The following is a 22,197-nucleotide window of genomic DNA, read 5'->3' on the forward strand; positions in this document are numbered from 1 at the left end:
ATTTCGAGTCAGGTTTTTCGTCTATATTCGGCTTCTCACCCTTATTGCCATGCAAACGACTCCACAGATTTTACTACGTTCGTTAACGCTTATTTTTAGTCTTGCTTTTCTATTACTGATTGGTTGCTCCCGGCTGTCGTTCAACGAAGTATCGGTGGTTGGGCGCAATTTCGAGGACGAAGTACAGCAGACGCAGAACCTGACCTTTACCTTCAACAAAAACGTTGGCCCGACGAATGCACTCGATGAGTGGGACTCAACTCAATATGTTCGTTTTAAGCCAGCTATGCGCGGCAAATTTAAATGGACAGCCCCAAACGAACTGGTTTTTTCACCTGCTGTAGCCTTTGCCCCCGCCACCGATTACCGCGCCGAACTCACCGACGATATTTTAAAGCAATCGACGCAGAAAGACCTGAAAGTATCGGGCGATGACATTGCTTTTCATACACCTTATCTGCAACTCGCCAACACCGAGAGCTGGTGGGCACGCTCGCGCGAGACAGGTCAGCCTGTGGCAAAAGTCCGGCTTAATTTTAATTATCCGGTTAATTCTGCTGACGTATCAAGCAAACTAGCTGTTGTTTCCGACGACAAATCACTGGCAACCCAGACCGTTCAAAGTGATGCCCAAAACGTAGTAACACTAGCACTAACGAACGCTCCGGCCGTTAAAAGCGAGCAACCTCTGAATCTTAAAGTCGAAAAAGGATTAAAAGTTGCTACTACGTCCTATGTAAGTCAGGAAGCAATCGAGCAAAACGCTACGTTACCATCGCGTTATCAGGTCGACATTGCGGATGTACAAACCAGCTATGAGAACAGTCAGGGCGTGGTTCGGGTCATTACCACGCAGGAGCTTCAACCCGGAAATCTGAATCAGTATTACAGCATCCAGCCCCAGGTTGAAACTACTGCCGAACTTACCGAGAATGGGTTTATTATCCGGGGTGATTTTAACGAAACCGATACGTACGTACTAAATCTCACCGATCAGATTCGCGGAGTACTGGGAACAAAAATGAGCGAAGGCGTTACGCGGGACTTATTTTTCGGGAAGATGCCCGCCAGTATTCAGTTTGCCGCTCGGAAAGGGCTGTATATGTCGTCAAAAGGGTCACGTAACATCGGGCTAAAGATTGTGAACGTACCGAAAGTGCAGGTAAAGATTGCCAAGGTTTACGAAAACAACATCCTGAATTATCTCCGCACGAACCGCTACGAAGACTATCAGGAAGATGCATCGGGAAATTGGGGTCCGTCGGGCTCATTTAGTTATAGCGGTGACGACCAAAGCGACCTGAGCGACGTACTGGTCAACAAAACGGTTGAAACAGCCGATCTTCCCAAAGTCAAAGGTGTTTCGGCGCTGAACCTTTCGGTGCCCGATCAGAACAACAATTTTCGGGGTGTATATCTGGTATCCGTCGACTCGAAAGACGAAGCGTATTTACAGGCAAATCAACTCGTATCACTTTCAGACATTGGCCTGGTTGCCCGACAAACTAAAGATGAAGTACTGGTCTGGGCCAACTCCATTCGAACAGCCGAGCCGATTCAGGGCGTCGACGTAACGCTTGTCAGCAATAACAATCAGTCGGTCTTTACCCTGAAAACCGATGGCAGTGGTTTCGTAAAGTTCGAGAAAGTAGGCGAAAAAGCACCGGGTTTTAAAATCGCGATGCTGACGGCACGTACCGACGACGATTTTAACATCCTTTTCCTGCCCGATACCGAAGTCGAAACGTCGCGTTTTGACGTGGAAGGAAAACGCGATAACGAATCAGGCTTCGATGCATTCGTATACGGTGACCGTGATATTTACCGACCCGGCGAAACCATTCATTTCAATACGGTTATTCGCTCGCAAAGCTGGAAAAGCGTTGGCGAAGTTCCGGTGCTGATACGTGTTCTGATGCCTAATGGACATGAATACCGGGCATTACGTAAAACTACCAATGCGCAGGGAGCCGTCGAAACCGACGTAGCACTCGACCCGGCCGCTGTGACTGGTACGTATACTATTGAAATACTGAATGCGAATAAAGTGCTCTTGACCTCGCAGCCGGTGAGCGTTGAAGAGTTTATTCCCGACCGAATCAAAGTCGACTTATTGACCGACCGAACGAATTATAAATCGGGGCAGACCGTAACGATTTCGGCAACGGCCATGAACCTGTTTGGCCCACCTGCCGCCGACCGTTCCTATGAAATCGAACTTCAACTGAAGCGTAAAGTCTTTGCGCCGAAAGGATTTGAAGAATACAGCTTTTCGATTCCGAATTTATCAGCCGATGCCAAAGATGCGTTCCCGAAAGATTTACGACAGGGACGTACCAACGCCAATGGGCAAGCCACCGAACGATTCGAAATTCCTGCGCTTTATCAGGACATTGGTTTGCTCGAAGGTAAATTATTCGTTACGGTTTTTGACGAAAATGGCCGACCCGTCAATCGGCTTCGGCGGTTCGATGTGCGCACGCAGGAAACATTCTTCGGCCTGCGCCTACCCGACCGCTACGTAACAACCAACGCGCCCATTGCGGTCGATTTGGTTGCCGTTGACCCAGCTGGTCAGCTACGTCCTTCGGCAACCGCATTGGTCGACGTAATACGTTATGATTACCAGACAGTTATTGAGAAGAAGAATGATCAGATTAAATACACGACCCGCCGTCGGGAGAAATCGGTCTATACCAATACGTTGACGTTTAAGGAAGGGAAAGCCCAGTTTCGTTACGTACCGACGGTTTCGGGTGAGTACGAGATTCGCACCCGCCGACCCGAAGCAACGAACTATGCCGCCACCGGATTCTATGCGTACGGTTACGGCAGTACGTCGGCATCTTCGTTTGATGTGAGTCAGGAAGGTCAGGTATTGATGACGCTGGACAAACCAGCTTATCAGACCGGCGATAAGGCCAAAGTCCTGTTCAAAGCGCCTTTCGATGGCAAATTGCTCATAACTGTCGAGCGGAATCGGGTTCTGGAACATCACTGGGTAACTACCAGCAATAAATCGGCGGAGTGGAGTTTCTCTGTCGGTGATGAGCATTTGCCCAATATATACGTAACGGCCACGCTCATTCGGGCTATGGACGATACGAATTTACCGCTGACGGTGGCTCACGGTTTTGCGCCCGTACCCGTGCAGGACGATAATACTAAACTTCCTGTAACGATTACAGCAACGACGCAATCGCGCTCGAAAACGAAACAGACTATCCGGGTTAAAACGGCACGTAACGCACAGGTAACGTTAGCCGTTGTCGACGAAGGAATTCTTCAGTTGAAGAACTTCAAAACCCCTGATCCACATGGATTTTTCTACCAGAAAAGAGCTTTAGAAGTGGGCAGTCATGATTTATACGCGCTGCTGTATCCTGAACTTTCGCTCAAATCATCGTCCAGCGTTGGGGGCGATGGCTATGATCTCGAACGGCGGGTGAATCCGCTCAGCAATGGTCGAGTACGGCTGGTTGCGCTCTGGAGCGGCATTCTCGATACCGGATTAAATGGCGAAGCAGAATTTACGGTGGATATTCCTCAATTTTCGGGCGATTTGCGTGTGATGGTTGTTGCTTACAAAGACAATGCGTTTGGCTCAGCCAACACCAACATGAAAGTGGCCGATCCGATTGTGATCAGCACCGGTGTACCTCGTTTCCTCACGCCCGGCGATCAGCTCGAACTTCCGGTTAATCTGAGCAATACCACCCAAAAAGCAGCTACGGTTACCGCTAAACTTAGTCTGACAGGGCCGCTACAGGCCGATAGTATCATTACAAAACAGGTAACAATTCAGCCCGGTCGGGAAAGCCGCACTACGTTCCGGATTTCGGCGAAACAAGCGATTGGCCCCGGAGCTGTCACTATTTCGGCAATTGGTCTGGGCGAAACCTTCACCGAAAAAACCGACGTAACAGTACGTCCAGCTGCTTCGTTGCAGAAACTGACGCAGTCGGGCGTAGTGGCTGGCGGAAAAAATCAATCAATTAGTATAGCTGGCAATGGCTTTCTACCGGGTACAGCCCGCGCTAGTCTGACGCTGAGCCGTTCACCAGTGGCGCAGTATGGTCGTGAATTGTCGTATTTGCTGGGCTATCCGCATGGTTGTATCGAACAGACCATTTCAAAAGCGTTTCCGCAGTTGTATTTTGCTGACTTGACCAAACAGCTTTCGGCCAATACGTACTTCGTTCGGGCGGGTGAGAGCGATTTCAATCCATCAACCAATGTTCGGGAAGCCATTCAGAAAGTAGAAGGTTTACAAATACCCAATGGCGGTTTTACAATGTGGCCCGGACTCGTTACGTCGTCGGGTAATGCGCGTGATTTAGTCGACGAATGGGCCACGGCCTATGCCGTTCATTTCCTGACCGAATCGCAGGAAGCTGGTTACGCCGTTCGTTCGTCGGTGCTCAGTTCGGCCATCGATTACCTCACTACGTTCACCAGCACTCCATCGACCGAAGACGTTTATTCGTACGATGAAACGGGCACCCGAACAATTCAGAAAGTGGCGAACCGTACGAGCCTATATGCTTTATACGTATTGGCAAGTGCAGGCAAACCGAACCGTTCGGCTATGAATTACTACAAGCAGAATGCAAAACTGCTTACACCCGATAGCCGTTATTTGCTGGCAACAGCCTTTTTCCGGCTTGGCGATACCCGTAGTTACACAGCTCTGCTCCCGAAACGCTACGTCGACAATACAACAGGCCGACAAACAGGGGGCAGCTATGCATCTCCGCTACGTAACATGGCGCTAGTGCTCGATGCATTGGTCGACACTGACCGCGATAACCTGCAAATTCCAGCATTGGCACGGCAACTTTCTACCGCATTACGTCAGTCGGCCTATGTGAATACGCAGGAAGCTGCTTTTGCTTTTCTGGCGCTTGGTAAACTGGCCCGTCAAAATGCCAACAGTACGGCTACTGCTACGTTGCTGGCGGCTGGGAAATCGCTTGGAACCATGAAAGACGCCTTTCTGAACCTGAAGCGAGTACCAACAAATCAGCCGCTTCAACTGAACACGCAAGGCTCAGGAAATGTCTATTATTTCGCGCAAAGCGAAGGAATACCGGCTAATGGTAAAATTGCCGAAGAAGATAACGGGCTGATTGTTCGTCGGCAATATCTTACCCGCGATGGTCAGCCAGCAACCGATATTCGCCAGAATGATTTAGTGGTTATAAAAGTCACGCTTGGAAGTACGAACGGGTTAGCCGTCGAAAACGTAGTGGTTACCGATCTGCTTCCGGCGGGTCTGGAAGTAGAGAACCCACGTCTGACCGAACAGCGGGATATGCCGTGGATTCAGAAACCCAGCACGCCCGACCACCTTGACCTCCGCGACGACCGGATTAATTTTTACACGACCGCAACAGGCACACAAAAAACGTTCTACTATTTAGCTCGGGCTATCTCAAAAGGTCGTTTTATACTGGGGCCCGTATCGGCAGATGCGATGTATAACGGCGAGTTCAGAAGTTACAATGGAGCGGGCAACGTAACGGTTCGGTAGGGAATTTACTCCACAATTTATCGGGCAATAGCCTCCCCAAAAAAAAGGCGAAAGTGGCAACTGGGCTCAAAAAGCGACATGGTACGTTTTTTGAGCCCAGTTGCCATATTGACGTACAAACAAATGATTAAACGTTATGAAAAGGAAAGTATGGGTAGTAGGAACATTACTCGCAACGACATTTAGTTTATCCTCCTGCGCATCGTTCGAAGGCTGGTTATATGGTGACTCGAAAAACAGTCGTCAGGATATGGTTCAGCGCGACCGTACCAGCAATTCGCGCGATAGCCGTGACGAACGAGACCGCAAAGACGATAACGAACGTAGTGACCGCGATGAACGGAAAGGCGGTTTGTTTAGCCGGAAAAACAAGGACGATGATCGCAGAGATCGCGACGAACGACGTAGTGACCGGGATGCTGATCGCGACGAATATGCCAATAGTACGTATCGGAACCCATATCGCAGCGATTCGAGGTCTTACGATGACCGCGATAGCAGGGCCAGCCGTATGTCAGGCAGCGATTCGTATCGGAATCGGTATGATGACAGGGATCGGGATATGGACAGGGATGATGATCGGGACGACAGAGATCGGAATGACCGCTCAGATTACAGAGATTCCAGAAGACGCAACGATGATGATCGCGACGAACGGTATTCGATGAATGGCCGGTCTGATCGCTACGATAATTATGACAATGACCGTCGGAATGATTCCCGATCTGAGCGGTACAACTCGTACCGCTCAGAACGACGCGATGACCGTGATGATAATCGGCGGGACGACTATCGCGATGATAGACGTGATGACCGCGACAACAGAGATTCCTACGATAATCGCCGGGATGGTCAGTACAGTCGTAACGACGATGATCGCAGAGACGATCGGAACGACCGAAATGATGTAAGAGATCGGGACAACTATAGAGACGATCGCGATCGGGAACGTAATAGTGGAGGTGGCCTGTTCGGTCGACGTAACGATGATGATCGTAGAGACAGCAATAATGATGTTGACCGTGATCGGGAACGTAACAGCGGAGGTGGTTTATTCGGTCGACGTAATGACGACGACCGCAGAGATCGCGATGATCGACGGAACGACCGTGATAATGATGTTGATCGCAATGACCGACGTAACGATCGCGACGACGATGCCAACCGCAACGACCGCTCGTCGAACAACAGCTCATTTGAACGCGACCGCAAGGATTTGTCCAACCAGATCGCCGATCAGATGGACAAAATCGATAAGCAGATCGATGAAGCGAAAGCTGAAGTGAAAGGCGAAAGTCGCAAAGAACGTAAAGCGCGCGAGGAACGTGTTGACGACTTACAGGATAAGCGTCGCCAACTAGCCGATTCGTTTTACAAAGTGCAACGGTCTTCCGAGGACGACTTCAAAAAAGTGAAGCGAGAAGCAAATCGCACTATCGATGATATAGAAGATGCTTTCGAAAAAATGGTAGATAAAGTAAAAGACGATAAAAAATAATCGTCGCGAATAATTAATAGACACCTCACAACAAAGCGCTTCGCTACGTTGTGAGGTGTTTTTGTTTGTAGCTAAAAAGGGGACACGCCAGCCAAGCACTTTCTTAAGTGATTAACTTTAAAAAGGTCAAGTCAAAAATAGTATGCTTGCATAATAATTTCTTTTAGCTTTGTAATTATTCCAGCAGTGAATCGGTTAATCGGGTAGATTCCTGCCAAACCAGTAATCAAGAAAAACATGGATGCATACATCGTAGCCGGATACCGTACCGCCGTAGGGAAAGCTCCTCGCGGGGGTCTCCGTTTTACCCGCCCCGACGATATGGCGGCCGAAGTTATCAAGCATTTACTAAGCCAGGTTCCCAACCTCGACCCGGCTCGTGTCGAAGACCTTATTGTTGGCAACGCCGTTCCCGAAGCTGAACAGGGTATGCAGATTGCCCGATATATAGCCTTGCTTTCGTTACCGAAAAGCGTTCCGGGCATGACCATCAATCGCTACTGTGGTTCTGGACTGGAAGCCATTGCTATTGCCTCCGCAAAAATTCATGCGGGACTGGCCGATTGCATTATTGCGGGCGGTACCGAATCTATGTCGCTAGTGCCTGTGATGGGCTGGAAAACAGCGTTAAACTACGAAATCGCCAAAGCGCATCCTGATTATTATATCGGCATGGGTCTTACCGCAGAACAGGTTGCGCAACAGTTTAAAATTAGCCGCGACGCGCAGGACGAATTCGCTTTTGAATCCCATAAAAAAGCACTGGCAGCCCAGAAAGACGGGAAATTCACGGATGAAATTGTACCGATTAAGGTAAGCGAAACCTATTTCGACACCGAAAGCGGTAAGAAGAAAACCCGCGAATGGACTGTCAGTCAGGATGAAGGCCCCCGAAAAGACACCAGTGCCGAAGGACTGGCAAAGCTTAAGCCCGTTTTTGCCGCTGGCGGTTCGGTTACAGCCGGTAATTCATCGCAAACGTCAGACGGGGCCGCTTTCGTAGTCGTGATGTCAGAACGGTTGGTCAAGGAATTAAATCTACAGCCCGTAGCCCGTATGGTGTCGTACGCAACGGCTGGCGTAGAACCCAAAATTATGGGTATCGGCCCGGTAGCGGCCATTCCTATTGCTCTCCAGAAAGCTGGACTGAAACAGGATGACATCGACCAGATTGAACTGAACGAAGCCTTCGCTGCTCAATCGCTGGCGGTTATTCAGGAGCTTGGCCTTGATGCCAGCAAAATCAATCCGAACGGTGGAGCTATTGCCCTAGGTCACGCATTGGGTTCAACTGGAGCGCGTCTATCGGTTCAGTTATTAAATGAAATGCGTCGTCAGAATCAAAAATACGGCATGGTATCGGCCTGTGTTGGTGGCGGTCAGGGCGTAGCGGGCATTTTCGAACGATTAAATTAGTAACGCGGACATTCTGTCCGCCGTGTCAGGTGTTGGTTTACTTGCACTTTAAACTTAACACGGCGGACAGAATGCTGGTATGCCAGTCCGACCACGTTACATAAATTCTTAATAGTATGCTTGCATACTATTTTTAATAATACTTTCTTTGTTATATAATTAGTATGCAAGCATAACAATATCACAGACAATGATTGCAACCGAACCAAAAGCCTCCATTAAGGGTGGCGAATTTCTCATCAAGGAAACCGAAGCCTCGCAGGTATTTATTCCTGAAGAATTTACAGAAGAGCAGCAAATGATTGCGGCCACCTGCCGCGAGTTTCTGGAACGTGAAATCTGGCCACGTCTCAACGAAATCGACAGTGCAAAATCGCCGGAGTTGATTTCGTCGCTGATGGACAAAGCTGGTGAGCTGGGCTTACTCGGCACGTCGGTACCCGAAGAGTACGGCGGTTTCGGAACCAATTTCAATACGTCGATGCTGGTGGCCGAAACTACGGGGGCTGGTCATTCATTTTCGGTAGCGGTATCGGCTCACACAGGCATCGGTACGTTACCTATTGTATACTACGGCAACGAAGAGCAAAAGTCGAAATACCTGCCCAAACTAGCTTCCGGTGAGTTCAAAGCAGCCTACTGCCTGACCGAGCCCGACTCGGGTTCAGATGCCAATTCAGGTAAAACCAAAGCCATTCTGAGCGAAGACGGAAAACACTACGTGCTGAACGGTCAGAAAATGTGGATTACCAACGGCGGTTTCGCAGATGTCTATATCGTGTTTGCCAAAATTGACGAATCAGGTCAGACTGATAAGAATCTGTCGGCTTTCATTGTTGAGCGCACCTATCAAGGCATCACAATGAACGAGCCTGAGCACAAGATGGGCATTAAAGGCTCAGACACCCGCCAGATTTTCTTTAACGATGTAAAAGTACCCGTCGAAAACCTACTTTCGGAGAGAGGTAACGGTTTCAAAATTGCCGTGAATATCCTCAACATCGGTCGGATTAAGCTTGGCGTGGCGGCCGTTGGTGGTTCGAAAGAGGTAATTAACAACGCCGTACGTTACGCTAACGAACGCAAACAGTTTAAAACGGCTATTGCTAATTTTGGCGCGATCAAACATAAAATTGCCGAGATGGCAATAAAAGTTTATGCGTCTGAAACGGCTTCATATCGGGCTGGTCAAAATATTGATGATCTGATTGAAGACCTTAAAGCTAAAGGCGAGGAGGATGCAAAAGCTAAATTGAAAGCGCTGGAGCAGTTCGCCATTGAGTGCGCCATTATGAAAGTGCACGGCTCCGAAATGCTGGATTATGTAGTAGACGAAGGCGTTCAGATTTATGGTGGTATGGGCTATTCTGCCGACGCGCCAATGGATCGGGCTTACCGGGATGCACGTATCAATCGGATTTTTGAAGGCACCAACGAAATTAACCGGATGCTCATCGTCGACATGCTGCTGAAGCGTGCCATGAAAGGCGAACTCGACCTGATGACACCTGCTATGGCCGTTGCCAAAGAAATCATGTCGATTCCTGATTTCAATACCGAAGAAGAAGAAGGCATATTCGTAGCGGAGAAAAAAGTGCTTCGGAATCTGAAAAAAGCGGCTCTGATGGTAGCTGGTGCCGCTGTGCAGAAGTTCATGATGACCCTTTCGGAAGAACAGGAGATTCTGATGAACGTAGCGGATATGGCTATTGAAATCTACGCGGCCGAATCGATGTTGCTACGTGTCGAAAAACTGATCGGCATCAAAGGCGAAGAAGCTGTTACGTTACAAAAACAAATGGCACTGGTTTATCTTCAGGAAGCCGTTGAGAAAGTAAATAACGCCGGTCGCGCTGCCGTTACGTCCTTTGCCGAAGGTGACGAGCTGCGGGGTATGCTCATGGGAATAAAACGGTTCACCAAAATTGAGCCTATGAACCTGAAAAATGCCCGACGTCAGATTGCCGACGCCATCATTGCGGAAAACCGCTATATATTCTAATAACCATCAACAGCTAAAGACGTGAAGCCAGATCATATTAAGGTCTGGCTTTCGCGTTTATAAGGATTTACGTATCTATATTTAGTGGCAAAGCACATAGCGCATCTGAGATTTCTGTAAAATCGAATACTTTTCTTTCTATCGCAAACCTTTCGAATACCTCAATATGGAAAAACGAACCTTTCTCAGTGCGGAGTGGCGGAACCTGCTTATGCTCAACTATGAAGTAGATCCAGACATATTACTTCCGCACTTGCCGCCCGCCACCGAGCTGGATCTATGGAAAGGAAAGGCGTTGGTCAGTATGGTTGGTTTTCGGTTCCTAAACACAAAAGTGCTTGGTGTAAAATGGCCCTGGCATGTCAATTTCGAAGAAGTAAACCTCCGTTTCTATGTGCGCTATTTCGACGGAAACGAGTGGAAACGTGGTGTCGTTTTTATTAGCGAAATTGTTCCAAAAATCATTATTTCAACGGTGGCCAACGTATTGTATCACGAACGGTACAGTTCGATGCCGATGCGCCATACGATTGAACCGGTTGATGCTGAAAATACGCTCGTGCGTTATGAGTGGAAACACAAAGGTCGCTGGAATGCGCTTGGTGGCACTGTTTCCACTACGTTACAAACGATGCCGCCCGACGGTGCTGAAGCGTTTATTTTTGAACACTATTGGGGCTATAATAAGCTAAGCGAACGTAGTACGCATGAGTATCAGGTCGAGCACATTAGCTGGCAAATTGCCGAAGTACGTAACGCGTTTCTAGATGCAGACGTAGCGGATTTATACGGCAAAGAATTTGTTCCGTTTTTAGCCCAATCGCCCGTTTCTGTTTTCTATGCCGATGGTTCGCCGGTGTCCGTTCGGATAGCTGGTAAAATTCATAAGTAGTCCGTTTTCTGCTGACATACCGCTGTCACTACGTTGATCGATCTTTGTTGCAGTCAATCACCAATTCTCAACATCCATGACAACGCAACTGTCGATTCCAGTAAACGCTTTATCTGTTCAGGAAACCACTCCATTTACCGCGCTTACGTTCACCACACGTACTACGTTAAGTACGATCTCGCAATACGTGCGTACTGTTGCGGAAGACCTTTATGCAGAAGCCGCTCGGCTTAATCTCGACGTATCTGGCCCTATTTACTGGGTTTATACCGACGCCCGTGGCGATGAAAATCATGAGTTTCAACTGGAAATTGCCTTGCCGATTAGTCAGCCGGGCGAATCTTCCAGCCAATTTTCGTACAAAACATTTCCCTCCTTTCGCTCCGCAAACTATACCTACGCCGGTCCCTGGAGCGATTTTAAAGAGGTATATGCTATCCTGTTTGGCCAATTTTACCGGGATGGTTATCAGGGCAATGGCAACGTTCGTGAGGTGTATACTGTCATTGATTTTGAAAATCAGGAAAACTGCGTAACCGATATTCAGATTGAAATCGCTTAAGCGATTTTTCCCGAACTAACGTAGTGACATTCAGTATGTCGACGTACCGAATGTCACTACGTTAAAACCGGTATTCCAGCGAAAGAGACGCGTTTCGGTTTTTATAACTTCCGGTATAAAAAGGGAAATAAACATCGCCTGTGGGTACAATGTTTCTCATACCCAGTTCATAACCAACGCTGATAATTGTTTTACCCAACTCAACCCCAATGCCAGTGCCAATGCCATAATCGAACTTTTTCAGTCCGCGATTGCTGAATGTCGGTTCTTCAATTGTGCTGTAATCGATCATGTCGCCGTAAATAATGTCACCTGTCAGCTCAGTTTTACCACCAATTCCGTACGCAAAATAAAGTCCAGCATTAACGACAATAGTTGCCGCAGGAGACACTCTAATTTTATAGCCGATAAAAAGCGGAGTCTGCACATACATCTGGTTACTTTTTAGCTGTGCCTCCCGACCCGGATAGAGTATTCGGTCAGTAAAGCCAATTGGCGCATCACCTTTAATTTTAGCTCCTTTAGTCGTAAATGATAGCCCAGACTGAAGAAAAAGATTGTTTGTAAACGTATACGTCGTTGTAACACCTACATTTCCTCCAAATCGTATACCACCCGGAACATCGGTTTTCGCTAATGCTAATTGAGAGAAATTCCAGCCCCCTTTCAAGCCAAATTCGAATTTGGCAATTTGAGCCTGCGCGGTCAAGCTGGCAAAAAATAAACAGATGATTAGTAAAACGTTTTTCATCAGACGTAACATGAGTGGGGAAATTGATTAAGTGAGTAAGGAGACGTATCGGAAAACGGATATGATCATTCCCGATTAATAAACTGACTCATCCGCTTACCAAATAGTTGGAACGAAAATAAAATTTCTATGCGCACCTTTAATCATCCCAATAGTCTCCTGCTGTTTGAATGATAGCGATGTTTGAGCCTGTTTGGGTCTATACTCTAAGATCTCCCTCCTGAACAGTAAACAACCGAGTCCCGATGCTGGTAGAAAAATCAGCGTCGGGACTTTTTTACTACGTAGCGTTTTACAAGCCAACAACCGCCTTCCATGAAAAATAAACCATCTAATTCACGAAGAGATTTTCTACGCAATCTGGGTGCAGGCGCGTCGGCCTTATCGCTCCCGCTTTTGGGCCATGCCAACGATTCATTCGTCCATAACACCACTACTGGACTTTATACAAAACCACTATCTGAATTAGGTCAGCCGGGGCGAAAGCTGGGCATTGCTTTAGTTGGGCTTGGGGGCTACAGCAAAGGTCGGCTGGCCCCCGCGTTGCAGGAAACGCAGTATTGTAAGCTGGCTGGCATTGTAACAGGTACGCCAGCGAAAGCCGACGAATGGATGCAGAAATACAACATTCCGAAAGCCAACGTCTACGATTACAAAAATTTCGACCGAATTGCCGACAATAAAGATATTGACGTAATCTACGTAGTGTTGCCCAACTCAATGCACGAGGAATACGTAATACGAGCCGCTCAGGCCGGGAAACACGTTATCTGCGAAAAGCCGATGGCCATTTTTCCAAAAGCCTGCCAAAACATGATCGATGCCTGTAAAAAAGCGGGAAAAGAGCTTGCAGTCGGCTACCGGCTTCACTACGAGCCATTTACAAAAGAAGCAATGCGACTTGGACAGGAAAAAGTGTTTGGTCCGGTCAAATTTATCGAAAGCAGCGACGGCTTCCGCATTGGCGATCCGACCCAGTGGCGGATGAAAAAATCGATGGCAGGTGGTGGCCCACTCATGGATGTAGGTATTTACGCTGTACAGGGCTCGCGCTACGTTACGGGCGAAGAGCCCGTTTCGGTTACAGCCCAATTTTCGCCCAAAACCGAGCCGGAAAAATTCAAAGATGTGGAGGAGACGATGTTCTGGCAGTTCCAGTTTCCGAGTGGTGCCGTATCGAACTCAACAACGAGTTATACGGCTGGTATCGAACGCTTACGGGCTTCGTGCGAAAAGGGGTGGTTCGAATTGTCGCCTGCTTTCGGTTATGGTCCTCTAAAAGGTCAAACCAGCAAAGGACCCATGGATTTTCCGATCATTAACCATCAGGCGGCTCATATGGACGGTATTTGTAAAGACTTACTCGATGGCAAAAAACTTCCCAACCATGTTACTGGAGAAGAAGGTCTACGCGACGTGAAATTACTTCAGGCTATTTATCAAGCTGCTGAAACGGGGCGGAAAATCAATCTGAAAGCCTGACAGTAGCGAACTTCTTATTTATTGATAATCAACGAAGTCCCGCTTATCGGGGCTTTTTTTATGTCCAGTATTTATTTCTGATTGATTATTGTATGCTGATTAAATTAATTCAGACAAATTCTAAATAATTATTGACAACCTCATTTCCTTATCTCTATATTTGCGATCTATTTTTAATAAGTCTACATAGCAATAACACGTTTAATAGTTCTGTATCGCTACGTATACGAATCAGTTGCCCCTAATAACATTCTGACATAAAGCCTTTTATGGCTTTACTGATCAGCTTTATCAATACGTTAATTCGTATTAGCATATAGGATGAGAAATAGACTTTACGTTATTCTGTACCAACTGGGCTTACTGTTTTCACTGAGTGTTTCCACAAGCTGGGCACAGCACTCGGCAGGGAATCGTGTAGAAGGCACCGTTTATTTAGCCGACGGAACACCTGCAGCCTTTGCAACCATTCGGGTTGCTGGACTACAAAAAGTTACAGCGGCCGACGCCAACGGTCGTTTCACGCTATCTGATCTAAATTCCGGCAAGCATCAACTGCAAATTTCGATGATGGGCTACGAGCCTTTCCAGCAATCGATTACAATCAGAAATGAGCAGCCAACAAAATTATCAGCCCGTTTACAATCGGCTGATAATCAGCTAAACGAAGTTGTTGTAACAGGTCAATATGAACCTCAGTCGCTAAAAAAATCGGTTTACAACGTTCGAGTTATCGATAGCGAACGAATTCGTTTACGGGCCGCCGTGAACGTAATGGGTGTACTGAACAATGAGTTAGGCTTTCGTTTTTCCAATGATCTGACGCTTGGCACTACCGATGTTCAGCTAATGGGAATGTCGGGACGTAACGTAAAAATTCTGCTGGATGGACTGCCAATGGTCGACCGGGGCGATACGCGGGAAAGCCTCAACCAGATTGACATTAACAACATCGAACGTATCGAAATTGTGGAAGGGCCTATGTCGGTTTCTTACGGTTCTGATGCGTTGGCGGGAGTAATCAATATTATCACGAAAAAGCCCGGTAGTGAGCAACTCGGTATTAACGCACGAATTCAGGAAGAAACCGCCAATAAAGAATATAATTTCCTGAACAATGCAGGATTACACATTCAGAGTGCGGGTGTTACGTGGCAGAAAAAAGCCTGGAACGCTTCGGCAGGTGTCACCAATAACACGTTCGGTGGTTGGCAGGGGCAGGCTCCCGGACGTACTAAAGACTGGCTTCCGAAAGACCAGTTATTCGGGCACGGTAAAATCGGCTATCGTACCGAAAACGTAAACGTTTACTACCGGCTCGACGCACTAAAAGAAAACCTGTTGAGTCAGGGCATAGAGAACCCTACTACGAATCTGGCCCGCGATCAACGCTATATTACCAACCGCTATGTCCACCAATTTCAGAGCGATTTCAAATTAAGCGAGCGCCTTCAGCTTAATGCACAGGCTTCTTACACCGATTATCAACGCCGGACTCAGACTACCATTCTGGACGTAGCAACAGGTCGGCGTACACTTTCGTTGGGCGAAGGGGAGCAGGACGTATCAATCTTTATCAGTCAGACGTATCGGGCAACGGCTTCGTATAAAGCTTCCTCAATGGTATCGTTTCAGCCCGGTATCGATATTAATCTGGATGGCAGTTCCGGAGCCCGGATTTCAGGTTCGCCGAACATTAACGATTACGCGTTTTTCATCTCGTCGACCATCAATCCGAATGCGCGGCTGAGTATCCGTCCGGGTTTGCGGTTCATCAAGAATTCGGTATACAGTGCTCCACCGATTATTCCTTCGCTCAACGCCAAACTTGCCCTTACCCCTACTCTCGATCTTCGCCTGTCGTATGCGCGTGGGTTCCGTTCGCCAGCGTTGCGTGAGTTGTATTTCAATTTCTTCGACGCCAGCCATTCAATTAAAGGAAACCCAAATCTAAAGGCCGAAAACTCAACTAGTTTCAGCGGATCACTCGCCTGGCAAGCTAGTCGTAAGTTCAAATCGACGCTGAATCTTTTTTACAACAATTTCAATAACCTCATCAGTTACGGCATCGACCCGAACGACCCGAGAATTACGATGAATATCAACATCGACAAATTCAAAACAACGGGTGGTACGTTAGAAAACGTCTTCACCTGGAAAGACATTCAGGCCACGGTGGGCTTCTCGTATATCGGTCGCTACAACAACCTGCTGACCACAACCGATACCGTAAACTATGCTAGCGGCAAACTGAACAAATTCATTTGGTCGCCGGAGGTAAATACGAATTTCACGTATACGCTACGTAAACTCGACACCAAGCTTAGCCTTTTCTACAAATACTCCGGAAAACGCCCGAGTTATCTCGCTGTTGCCAACGCCGATGGTCAGGTAAGAGCGGTGTTGACCGAGATCGCTCCTTTTCACTGGGCCGATTTCACCATCACCAAACCGATGTTCAAGTATCTGACGCTGACAGCCGGGGTGAAAAACCTATTCAACATTACCCGGCTGGCCAATACGTCGCTCGACACCGGTGGAGCACACAGTACAGGTGGTCCGGCCCCTGTTAGCTACGGTCGTTCCTACTTCTTAGGTCTTACGTTCCAATGGTATAAACGGTAGGTATTATCACCAGACCTAACCCATAAATAACTGATTACAAACGCAATACACAAGCTAAATACCCACAATAAGTTTATATCGTATGAAAAAATCCATTTTGTTCGTTTTCGTCTTCGCCGTCACCGCGTTGAATGCCTGTAAAGAAAGCGAACCACCACTACCCGATAATTTAGTACAGTTTGAAAGTGCTGAACAAGGCTTAGATGCCGCTACGAAAGAAGCAACCATTAAATTGAAACTATCACGTGCGGTTGATGCGGCTACAGCCATAACAGTGCAGGTAGCTCCAGCCGGTATTGCCTACGGAACTCAGTTTACAACCATACCTGCCGCTACCAACAACTCGCTTACCGTAACCTTGCCAGCGGGTAGTAGCGAAGGTTCGTTCAAATTAACGAAGGCCGATAATCTCTTCCTGAGCGGTTCGGAAACCATCGATTTCACCATTGCATCGGCTGCAAGCCCGGTTCTGGTTGGAACGACAAAAGCCCTGAAAGTTAAGTTTACCTCGATTGTTTCGGCAGGTACTACGTTGACCCTCGACGGCGGAACGGGAGGAGCAAGCGCTATTAATGCCGTCTATACCGATCTGAGCAACAATGCGGGCACGTCGGTAAGACGGTCATCGTGGGATTTGGGCTTTTATACAGGTACCGATTTCCGCGTAATCCTGAACAACATGACGGGTGCGGCTGCCATTGCGCTCAACAAAACTGATCTGGCTCAGGTAACGGCTGCCGATACGGTTGGTGTCAATTTGACCTTCAGCTCTACCAGCCCTGCTGCTGCAGATATGAAACTGCTTGACGACGTATCGGGCGATCTGACCAAAACGGTTATTCCGAGCATTTCAGCCACCGACGCCGAGAATAAAGTGTATCTCATCAACCGGGGCGTTGGCGGAGCAACACTAGCTAAAGCCTGGGTAAAAATACGTGTACTACGTAACAGTACAACGGGTTATACGCTGCAATACGCAGGTATCAGAGAAACCACGTTCAAAACTGTTTCGATTACGAAAGACGCAGCTTATAACTTCAAATTCGTATCGTTCGACACAGGTGCGCTGGTTGACGTAGAGCCCGCCAAAGCGCGTTGGGATTTTGTCTGGACAGCCGCGATGAGCAAAACCTCTTTTGGTGCAGCCGAGGTTCCGTACTATTTCTCCGATCAGGTATTTATCAACCATTTAGGTGGCGTAACGGCAGCCGAAGTTCTGACAAGCGCTGTTACGTATGATGCTTACGCCGAGAGCAATATTGCTTCTACTACGTTCAAGAACGACAAGAACGTAATTGGCGCTAACTGGCGTAACACCACGGGTACAGTTGGCGTAAAAACCGACCGTTTCTACGTGATTAAAGACGTAGTTGGTAACGTTTACAAACTCAAGTTTGTCAGCTTCACTACGCAAGATGGCGGTGAGCGGGGTAAACCTAAAGTCGAGTTTAAGCTGGTTAAACAGGCTTCCTAATCAGAAAATGGTACGAGTTATTGGCACCTGCTAACAACTCGTACCATTTATACTAAACGACAGTAACAATGAAAAAACTAGTTGTTTTCACTACGTGGCTGGGCTGCCTGCTAACCGGTTTTTTAGCTGGTCAATTTGCGTTTGCTACGTCTCCACAAAAAGACGAACCCGTCCGGATTGTTTCGCTCGATGGTACGGTAAGTGAGATTCTTTGTGATTTAGGTTTACAATCGCACCTGATTGGCGTCGACGTAACGAGTACGTATCCCGAATCGCTTCAGAAACTGCCGAAAGTTGGTCATAATCGGAACATCTCGGCAGAAGGTGTCATTTCGCTAAAACCAACGCTGGTGTTAACGTCTGTAAACGCTGGAACGAAACCCGAAGTAATTGAGCAAATTAAATCGGCAGGTATAAAAGTCATTACGTTTCAGCAGGAATATAGCCTTGCCGGAACCAAAAAGCTGATTCAGGACGTAGCGGCTACGTGTCAGGTGCCTTCAAAGGCGAAACCCCTTCTTAAAAAACTCGACGCGGATATGGCGCAGGTAAAAAAGGCGTCAAACAGCCCGAAAGTCCTGTTCATTTATGCGCGCGGCACGGGTACCATGATGGTATCGGGAAAAGGAACACAGGTTGATAAAATGATCGAACTGGCTGGTGGCACCAATGCGGCATCTGGTTTCGACAATTACAAACCGCTTACAGCCGAAGCACTCGTTGCAGCCAATCCCGATGTAATTCTTCTCTTCGACAGTGGTTTGGAAAGCGTAGGTGGTGCCGAAGGATTATCCAAAGTGCAAGGTATTGCCCAGACGAATGCCGGTAAAAATGGCCATATCATTACGATGGATGGGCATTTGTTGTCAGGTTTTTCGCCCCGTTTAGGCAAAGCCCTTCAGGAACTGACGCAGAAAATCTCTCAGAAACCTAAAGCCTAGTTTTGATGGATTCAATAGCAACGATAAGTCCTTCCCGCGATACGTATCAGGCATCGAAATCGGCCATTAAAACGGTGGTCAATCCATGGCTGATGCCGGTTCTGGTTGTTACGTTACTCATCACCATCATCGTATCGGTGGGTATCGGCGCGCTATACGTAACGCCCTACGAGATTGGACTCATTCTTGCAAAATCGCTGGGTTATTCTGTCGAAGTCGATTCGACGAAAGAAGCTATTCTGCTGGCCATTCGCCTTCCCAGAGTTTGTCTGGCGGTACTGATTGGCGCAGGTTTAGCTATTTCAGGAGCCGCCATTCAGGGATTATTCCGCAACCCATTGGCCGATCCGGGACTCATTGGCATTTCGTCGGGTGCATCGCTGGCGGCTGTTACGATGATCGTACTGGAAGTAACGTTTTTCCAAACGCTTACAGGTATACTGGGCATGTATGCCTTATCGGCCGTAGCGTTTATAGGCGCCTGCGCCACCGCTTTTCTGGTGTATCGGATTGCTCGTGTAGCTGGTAAAGATGTGATCACAACCATGCTGCTCGCCGGAATTGCTATCAACGCGCTATCAGGAGCCATAACCGGCATTATGACGTATCTGGCAACCGACGAACAGCTACGTAACATTACGTTCTGGAGTCTAGGAAGTCTGGGCGGAGCAAGCTGGACATCGGTTCTGGCCATTCTACCGTTTACAGTTGTTGCGTTGATAGGTATTCCAAGGCTGGCAAAATCGCTGAACTTGCTGGCCTTGGGAGAAAGTCAGGCGAGTATGCTGGGCGTAAATCTGAAAAGCGTTAAACGACAGGTCATTATTTTCTCGACAATGGCCGTCGGTACGTCGGTAGCCGTAGCGGGCATTATTGGTTTCGTGGGGTTAGTGATTCCGCACCTGATACGTATGGGCGCGGGTTCAGACCATCGCCGTATGCTCACCGGGTCAGCTTTGGGCGGAGCTATTGTACTGACACTTGCCGATTCGCTGGCCCGCACCATCGTGGCTCCTGCCGAACTTCCAATCGGTATTCTGACCGCTTTAGTCGGTACGCCCGTGTTCTTGTGGATTTTATTTCGGGAAAGACGTCGAAACGGCTCATAAACCACATAAAGATGCTGGAAGTCAGAAACCTAACGTATCAACTTCGAAATCGTAAACTCCTGAACGATGTTTCGTTTGATGCGAAACCGGGCCAGTTAGTTGCTATTGTTGGTGCCAACGGGGCCGGCAAATCGACGCTACTCAAATCGTGTACCCGCGAGTTAAAGGCATCACAGGGGGAAATTCGGCTGAATAATAAATCAATTAATACCTATTCGGATAAGGAGCTTTCCTTATTCCGGGCCGTATTGCCACAGCAAAACGCGGTTGTGTTTCCATTTCTGGTGAGCGAACTGGTGCTGATGGGTCGATATCCGCACTTCGATTTCCACCCGTCAGACCACGATTACTACGTAGCAGAAATGGCGTTGCGCAAAGTAGGCATGTGGGATTTTGCGTCCCGCGTGTTCACTACGTTGTCGGGTGGCGAACAGCAACGGGTGCAACTTGCCCGCGTACTGGCGCAAATCTGGGACGTATCACAGGGCATTTTATTTCTGGATGAACCCACCACCGGTCTCGATTTACTGCACCAGCACCATATGCTGGAACTGGCGCGTGAGTTTACAGCCAAAGGCTTTTGTGCGGTTGTTATTCTGCACGATTTAAATCTGGCCGCTCAATATGCCGACCAGATTGTGATGCTACGTGCCGGACGTATCGAAGCCATTGGCACACCTCAGCAAGTCATTACTGTCGAAACGATCAAACACGTCTTCAATCTAAATGTATGGCTCGTTGCGCATCCCGAAATGGATTGCCCGATGGTCATTCCTCAACAAAATCAATTTACTAACCGACCAACTAAAACCGTCGACATCCCATGATTACAACACAAGGTCTCAAAGAACGCTGGGCTACGTTTAAAGAAGAAAACCCAAAAACAAGAATCCGCGATGCGGCTAAACAACTGGGTGTAAGCGAAGCCGATCTGCTGGCAACTCAACTCGGCGAAACCGTTCAACGGCTGGAAGGTGATTTCAAGGAATTGCTTAAAGACGTACCAACGCTTGGCTACGTAATGGCCCTGACACGTAACGACAACATCGTTCACGAGCGTAAAGGCGTATACGAAAAAGTATCCTTCAACGCGCATACAGGCTTGGTACTTGGTGAAGATATCGACCTGCGGTTGTTCATGTCGCACTGGCATTTTGGCTTTGCAGTCGATGAAAATGGCCGCAAGAGTCTTCAGTTTTTCGATCAGGACGGTCAGGCTGTGCACAAAATCTACATGACCGATCAGTCGGACGTAGCCGCTTATGATGCGTTGGTTCAGAAATACCTGAGCGAAGATCAAACCAATCCAATCGTTACGGTAAGCTATCCTGAAAAGGAGGTTAAAGAAGTAAACGAAGATGTTGATGTTCAGGCATTTCAGGAAGCCTGGTTAGCCATGCAGGATACGCACGAATTCTTCGGCCTGCTACGTAAATACAACCTCGAACGTCAGCAGGGAATTCGTTTAGCACCAGCCGGTCACGCGGAGCAAATTTCGGTCGATCAGTTCAAAAAGCTGTTTGAAACCGTTGCCGAACGTGAACTGCCTATCATGATTTTTGCGTCGAGCCCCGGTTGTATTCAGATTCACACCGGTCTGGTGAAAAAGCTCGTAAGCATGGGGCCTTGGTACAACGTACTAGATCCTGAGTTCAACATGCACCTACGCGAAGATCAGATCGACACGATTTGGGTAACCCGCAAGCCAACCAAAGATGGTATCGTGACCGGCCTTGATCTGTTCGATAAAGACGGAAATAACATTGCGCTGGTATTCGGCAAACGAAAGCCCGGCATTCCTGAAATGAAAGAGTGGCAGGACGTGGTGTCTGAAGTTATTGCTGCCTAGTTGCTTGTTAGCCTAAAAAAAATGAAAGCCATAACGCTCTGTTATGGCTTTCATTTTTTTAGA

At 47.9% G+C, this 22,197-nt stretch carries 14 protein-coding genes; 13 read left to right on the plus strand and 1 reads right to left on the minus strand.

Annotated features, from left to right (window positions below; all coding sequences use genetic code 11):
- The first annotated feature begins 49 nt into the window (after positions 1–49).
- The 6 genes from ACYVD4_RS28485 (at position 50) to ACYVD4_RS28510 (ending at position 11,903) form a co-directional block, all read left to right on the plus strand.
- Positions 50–5,533, plus strand: a complete 5,484-nt coding sequence (locus tag ACYVD4_RS28485) for an alpha-2-macroglobulin family protein (RefSeq protein ID WP_460951419.1) — start codon at positions 50–52, stop codon at positions 5,531–5,533.
- Positions 5,534–5,669: 136 nt separating this feature from the next.
- Positions 5,670–7,031: a sll1863 family stress response protein gene (locus ACYVD4_RS28490; RefSeq protein WP_460951421.1), complete on the plus strand. Its 1,362-nt coding sequence runs from the start codon at positions 5,670–5,672 to the stop codon at positions 7,029–7,031.
- Between the two features lie 237 nt (positions 7,032–7,268).
- Entirely contained in the window at positions 7,269–8,447 is a 1,179-nt protein-coding gene (locus tag ACYVD4_RS28495) for an acetyl-CoA C-acyltransferase (protein ID WP_460951423.1), read from the plus strand.
- A 190-nt stretch (positions 8,448–8,637) separates the two neighbouring features.
- Positions 8,638–10,449, plus strand: a complete 1,812-nt coding sequence (locus ACYVD4_RS28500; RefSeq protein ID WP_460951425.1) for an acyl-CoA dehydrogenase family protein — start codon at positions 8,638–8,640, stop codon at positions 10,447–10,449.
- A 166-nt stretch (positions 10,450–10,615) separates the two neighbouring features.
- The gene (locus tag ACYVD4_RS28505) at positions 10,616–11,341 is read left to right on the plus strand and encodes a YqjF family protein (protein WP_460951426.1); all 726 of its coding nucleotides are present in this window, start codon (positions 10,616–10,618) and stop codon (positions 11,339–11,341) included.
- Between the two features lie 76 nt (positions 11,342–11,417).
- Complete coding sequence (locus ACYVD4_RS28510) at positions 11,418–11,903, plus strand: GyrI-like domain-containing protein (RefSeq protein ID WP_460951428.1); 486 nt, start codon at positions 11,418–11,420, stop codon at positions 11,901–11,903.
- A gap of 61 nt (positions 11,904–11,964) precedes the next feature.
- On the opposite strand, the gene ACYVD4_RS28515 is transcribed toward ACYVD4_RS28510, so the two are convergent.
- Positions 11,965–12,654, minus strand: coding sequence for a porin family protein (locus ACYVD4_RS28515; RefSeq protein WP_460951430.1), 690 nt, complete (start codon positions 12,652–12,654; stop codon positions 11,965–11,967).
- A gap of 315 nt (positions 12,655–12,969) precedes the next feature.
- Here ACYVD4_RS28515 and ACYVD4_RS28520 point away from each other — a divergent pair, with 315 nt between their 5' ends.
- The 7 genes from ACYVD4_RS28520 to ACYVD4_RS28550 all read left to right on the plus strand — a co-directional run bounded on the left by ACYVD4_RS28520 (position 12,970) and on the right by ACYVD4_RS28550 (position 22,134).
- The gene (locus ACYVD4_RS28520; RefSeq protein WP_460951432.1) at positions 12,970–14,136 is read left to right on the plus strand and encodes a Gfo/Idh/MocA family protein; all 1,167 of its coding nucleotides are present in this window, start codon (positions 12,970–12,972) and stop codon (positions 14,134–14,136) included.
- Positions 14,137–14,457: 321 nt separating this feature from the next.
- The gene (locus ACYVD4_RS28525) at positions 14,458–16,761 is read left to right on the plus strand and encodes a TonB-dependent receptor (protein ID WP_460951434.1); all 2,304 of its coding nucleotides are present in this window, start codon (positions 14,458–14,460) and stop codon (positions 16,759–16,761) included.
- A gap of 82 nt (positions 16,762–16,843) precedes the next feature.
- The gene (locus ACYVD4_RS28530; RefSeq protein WP_460951436.1) at positions 16,844–18,235 is read left to right on the plus strand and encodes an HmuY family protein; all 1,392 of its coding nucleotides are present in this window, start codon (positions 16,844–16,846) and stop codon (positions 18,233–18,235) included.
- A 68-nt stretch (positions 18,236–18,303) separates the two neighbouring features.
- On the plus strand, positions 18,304–19,176 hold the full coding sequence (locus tag ACYVD4_RS28535; RefSeq protein ID WP_460951438.1) for a heme/hemin ABC transporter substrate-binding protein: 873 nt from the start codon (positions 18,304–18,306) through the stop codon (positions 19,174–19,176).
- Positions 19,177–19,181: 5 nt separating this feature from the next.
- Entirely contained in the window at positions 19,182–20,285 is a 1,104-nt protein-coding gene (locus ACYVD4_RS28540; RefSeq protein WP_460951440.1) for a FecCD family ABC transporter permease, read from the plus strand.
- Between the two features lie 11 nt (positions 20,286–20,296).
- Complete coding sequence (locus tag ACYVD4_RS28545) at positions 20,297–21,112, plus strand: heme ABC transporter ATP-binding protein (protein WP_460951442.1); 816 nt, start codon at positions 20,297–20,299, stop codon at positions 21,110–21,112.
- On the plus strand, positions 21,109–22,134 hold the full coding sequence (locus tag ACYVD4_RS28550) for a hemin-degrading factor (protein ID WP_460951444.1): 1,026 nt from the start codon (positions 21,109–21,111) through the stop codon (positions 22,132–22,134). Before ACYVD4_RS28545 ends, ACYVD4_RS28550 begins: the two co-directional genes overlap by 4 nt.
- The last annotated feature ends 63 nt before the right edge of the window (positions 22,135–22,197 follow it).

It is taken from the genome of Spirosoma daeguense (assembly GCF_054776875.1).

What these genes read in the sequence shown, in the direction of transcription:
- ACYVD4_RS28520 (WP_460951432.1), top strand. Translation starts at nt 12,970, where the DNA reads ATGAAAAATAAACCATCTAATTCACGAAGAGATTTTCTACGCAATCTG.
- ACYVD4_RS28515 (WP_460951430.1), bottom strand. Translation starts at nt 12,654, where the DNA reads ATGAAAAACGTTTTACTAATCATCTGTTTATTTTTTGCCAGCTTGACC.
- ACYVD4_RS28550 (WP_460951444.1), top strand. Translation starts at nt 21,109, where the DNA reads ATGATTACAACACAAGGTCTCAAAGAACGCTGGGCTACGTTTAAAGAA.
- ACYVD4_RS28495 (WP_460951423.1), top strand. Translation starts at nt 7,269, where the DNA reads ATGGATGCATACATCGTAGCCGGATACCGTACCGCCGTAGGGAAAGCT.
- ACYVD4_RS28530 (WP_460951436.1), top strand. Translation starts at nt 16,844, where the DNA reads ATGAAAAAATCCATTTTGTTCGTTTTCGTCTTCGCCGTCACCGCGTTG.
- ACYVD4_RS28505 (WP_460951426.1), top strand. Translation starts at nt 10,616, where the DNA reads ATGGAAAAACGAACCTTTCTCAGTGCGGAGTGGCGGAACCTGCTTATG.
- ACYVD4_RS28540 (WP_460951440.1), top strand. Translation starts at nt 19,182, where the DNA reads ATGGATTCAATAGCAACGATAAGTCCTTCCCGCGATACGTATCAGGCA.
- ACYVD4_RS28545 (WP_460951442.1), top strand. Translation starts at nt 20,297, where the DNA reads ATGCTGGAAGTCAGAAACCTAACGTATCAACTTCGAAATCGTAAACTC.
- ACYVD4_RS28510 (WP_460951428.1), top strand. Translation starts at nt 11,418, where the DNA reads ATGACAACGCAACTGTCGATTCCAGTAAACGCTTTATCTGTTCAGGAA.
- ACYVD4_RS28535 (WP_460951438.1), top strand. Translation starts at nt 18,304, where the DNA reads ATGAAAAAACTAGTTGTTTTCACTACGTGGCTGGGCTGCCTGCTAACC.
- ACYVD4_RS28525 (WP_460951434.1), top strand. Translation starts at nt 14,458, where the DNA reads ATGAGAAATAGACTTTACGTTATTCTGTACCAACTGGGCTTACTGTTT.
- ACYVD4_RS28490 (WP_460951421.1), top strand. Translation starts at nt 5,670, where the DNA reads ATGAAAAGGAAAGTATGGGTAGTAGGAACATTACTCGCAACGACATTT.
- ACYVD4_RS28500 (WP_460951425.1), top strand. Translation starts at nt 8,638, where the DNA reads ATGATTGCAACCGAACCAAAAGCCTCCATTAAGGGTGGCGAATTTCTC.
- ACYVD4_RS28485 (WP_460951419.1), top strand. Translation starts at nt 50, where the DNA reads ATGCAAACGACTCCACAGATTTTACTACGTTCGTTAACGCTTATTTTT.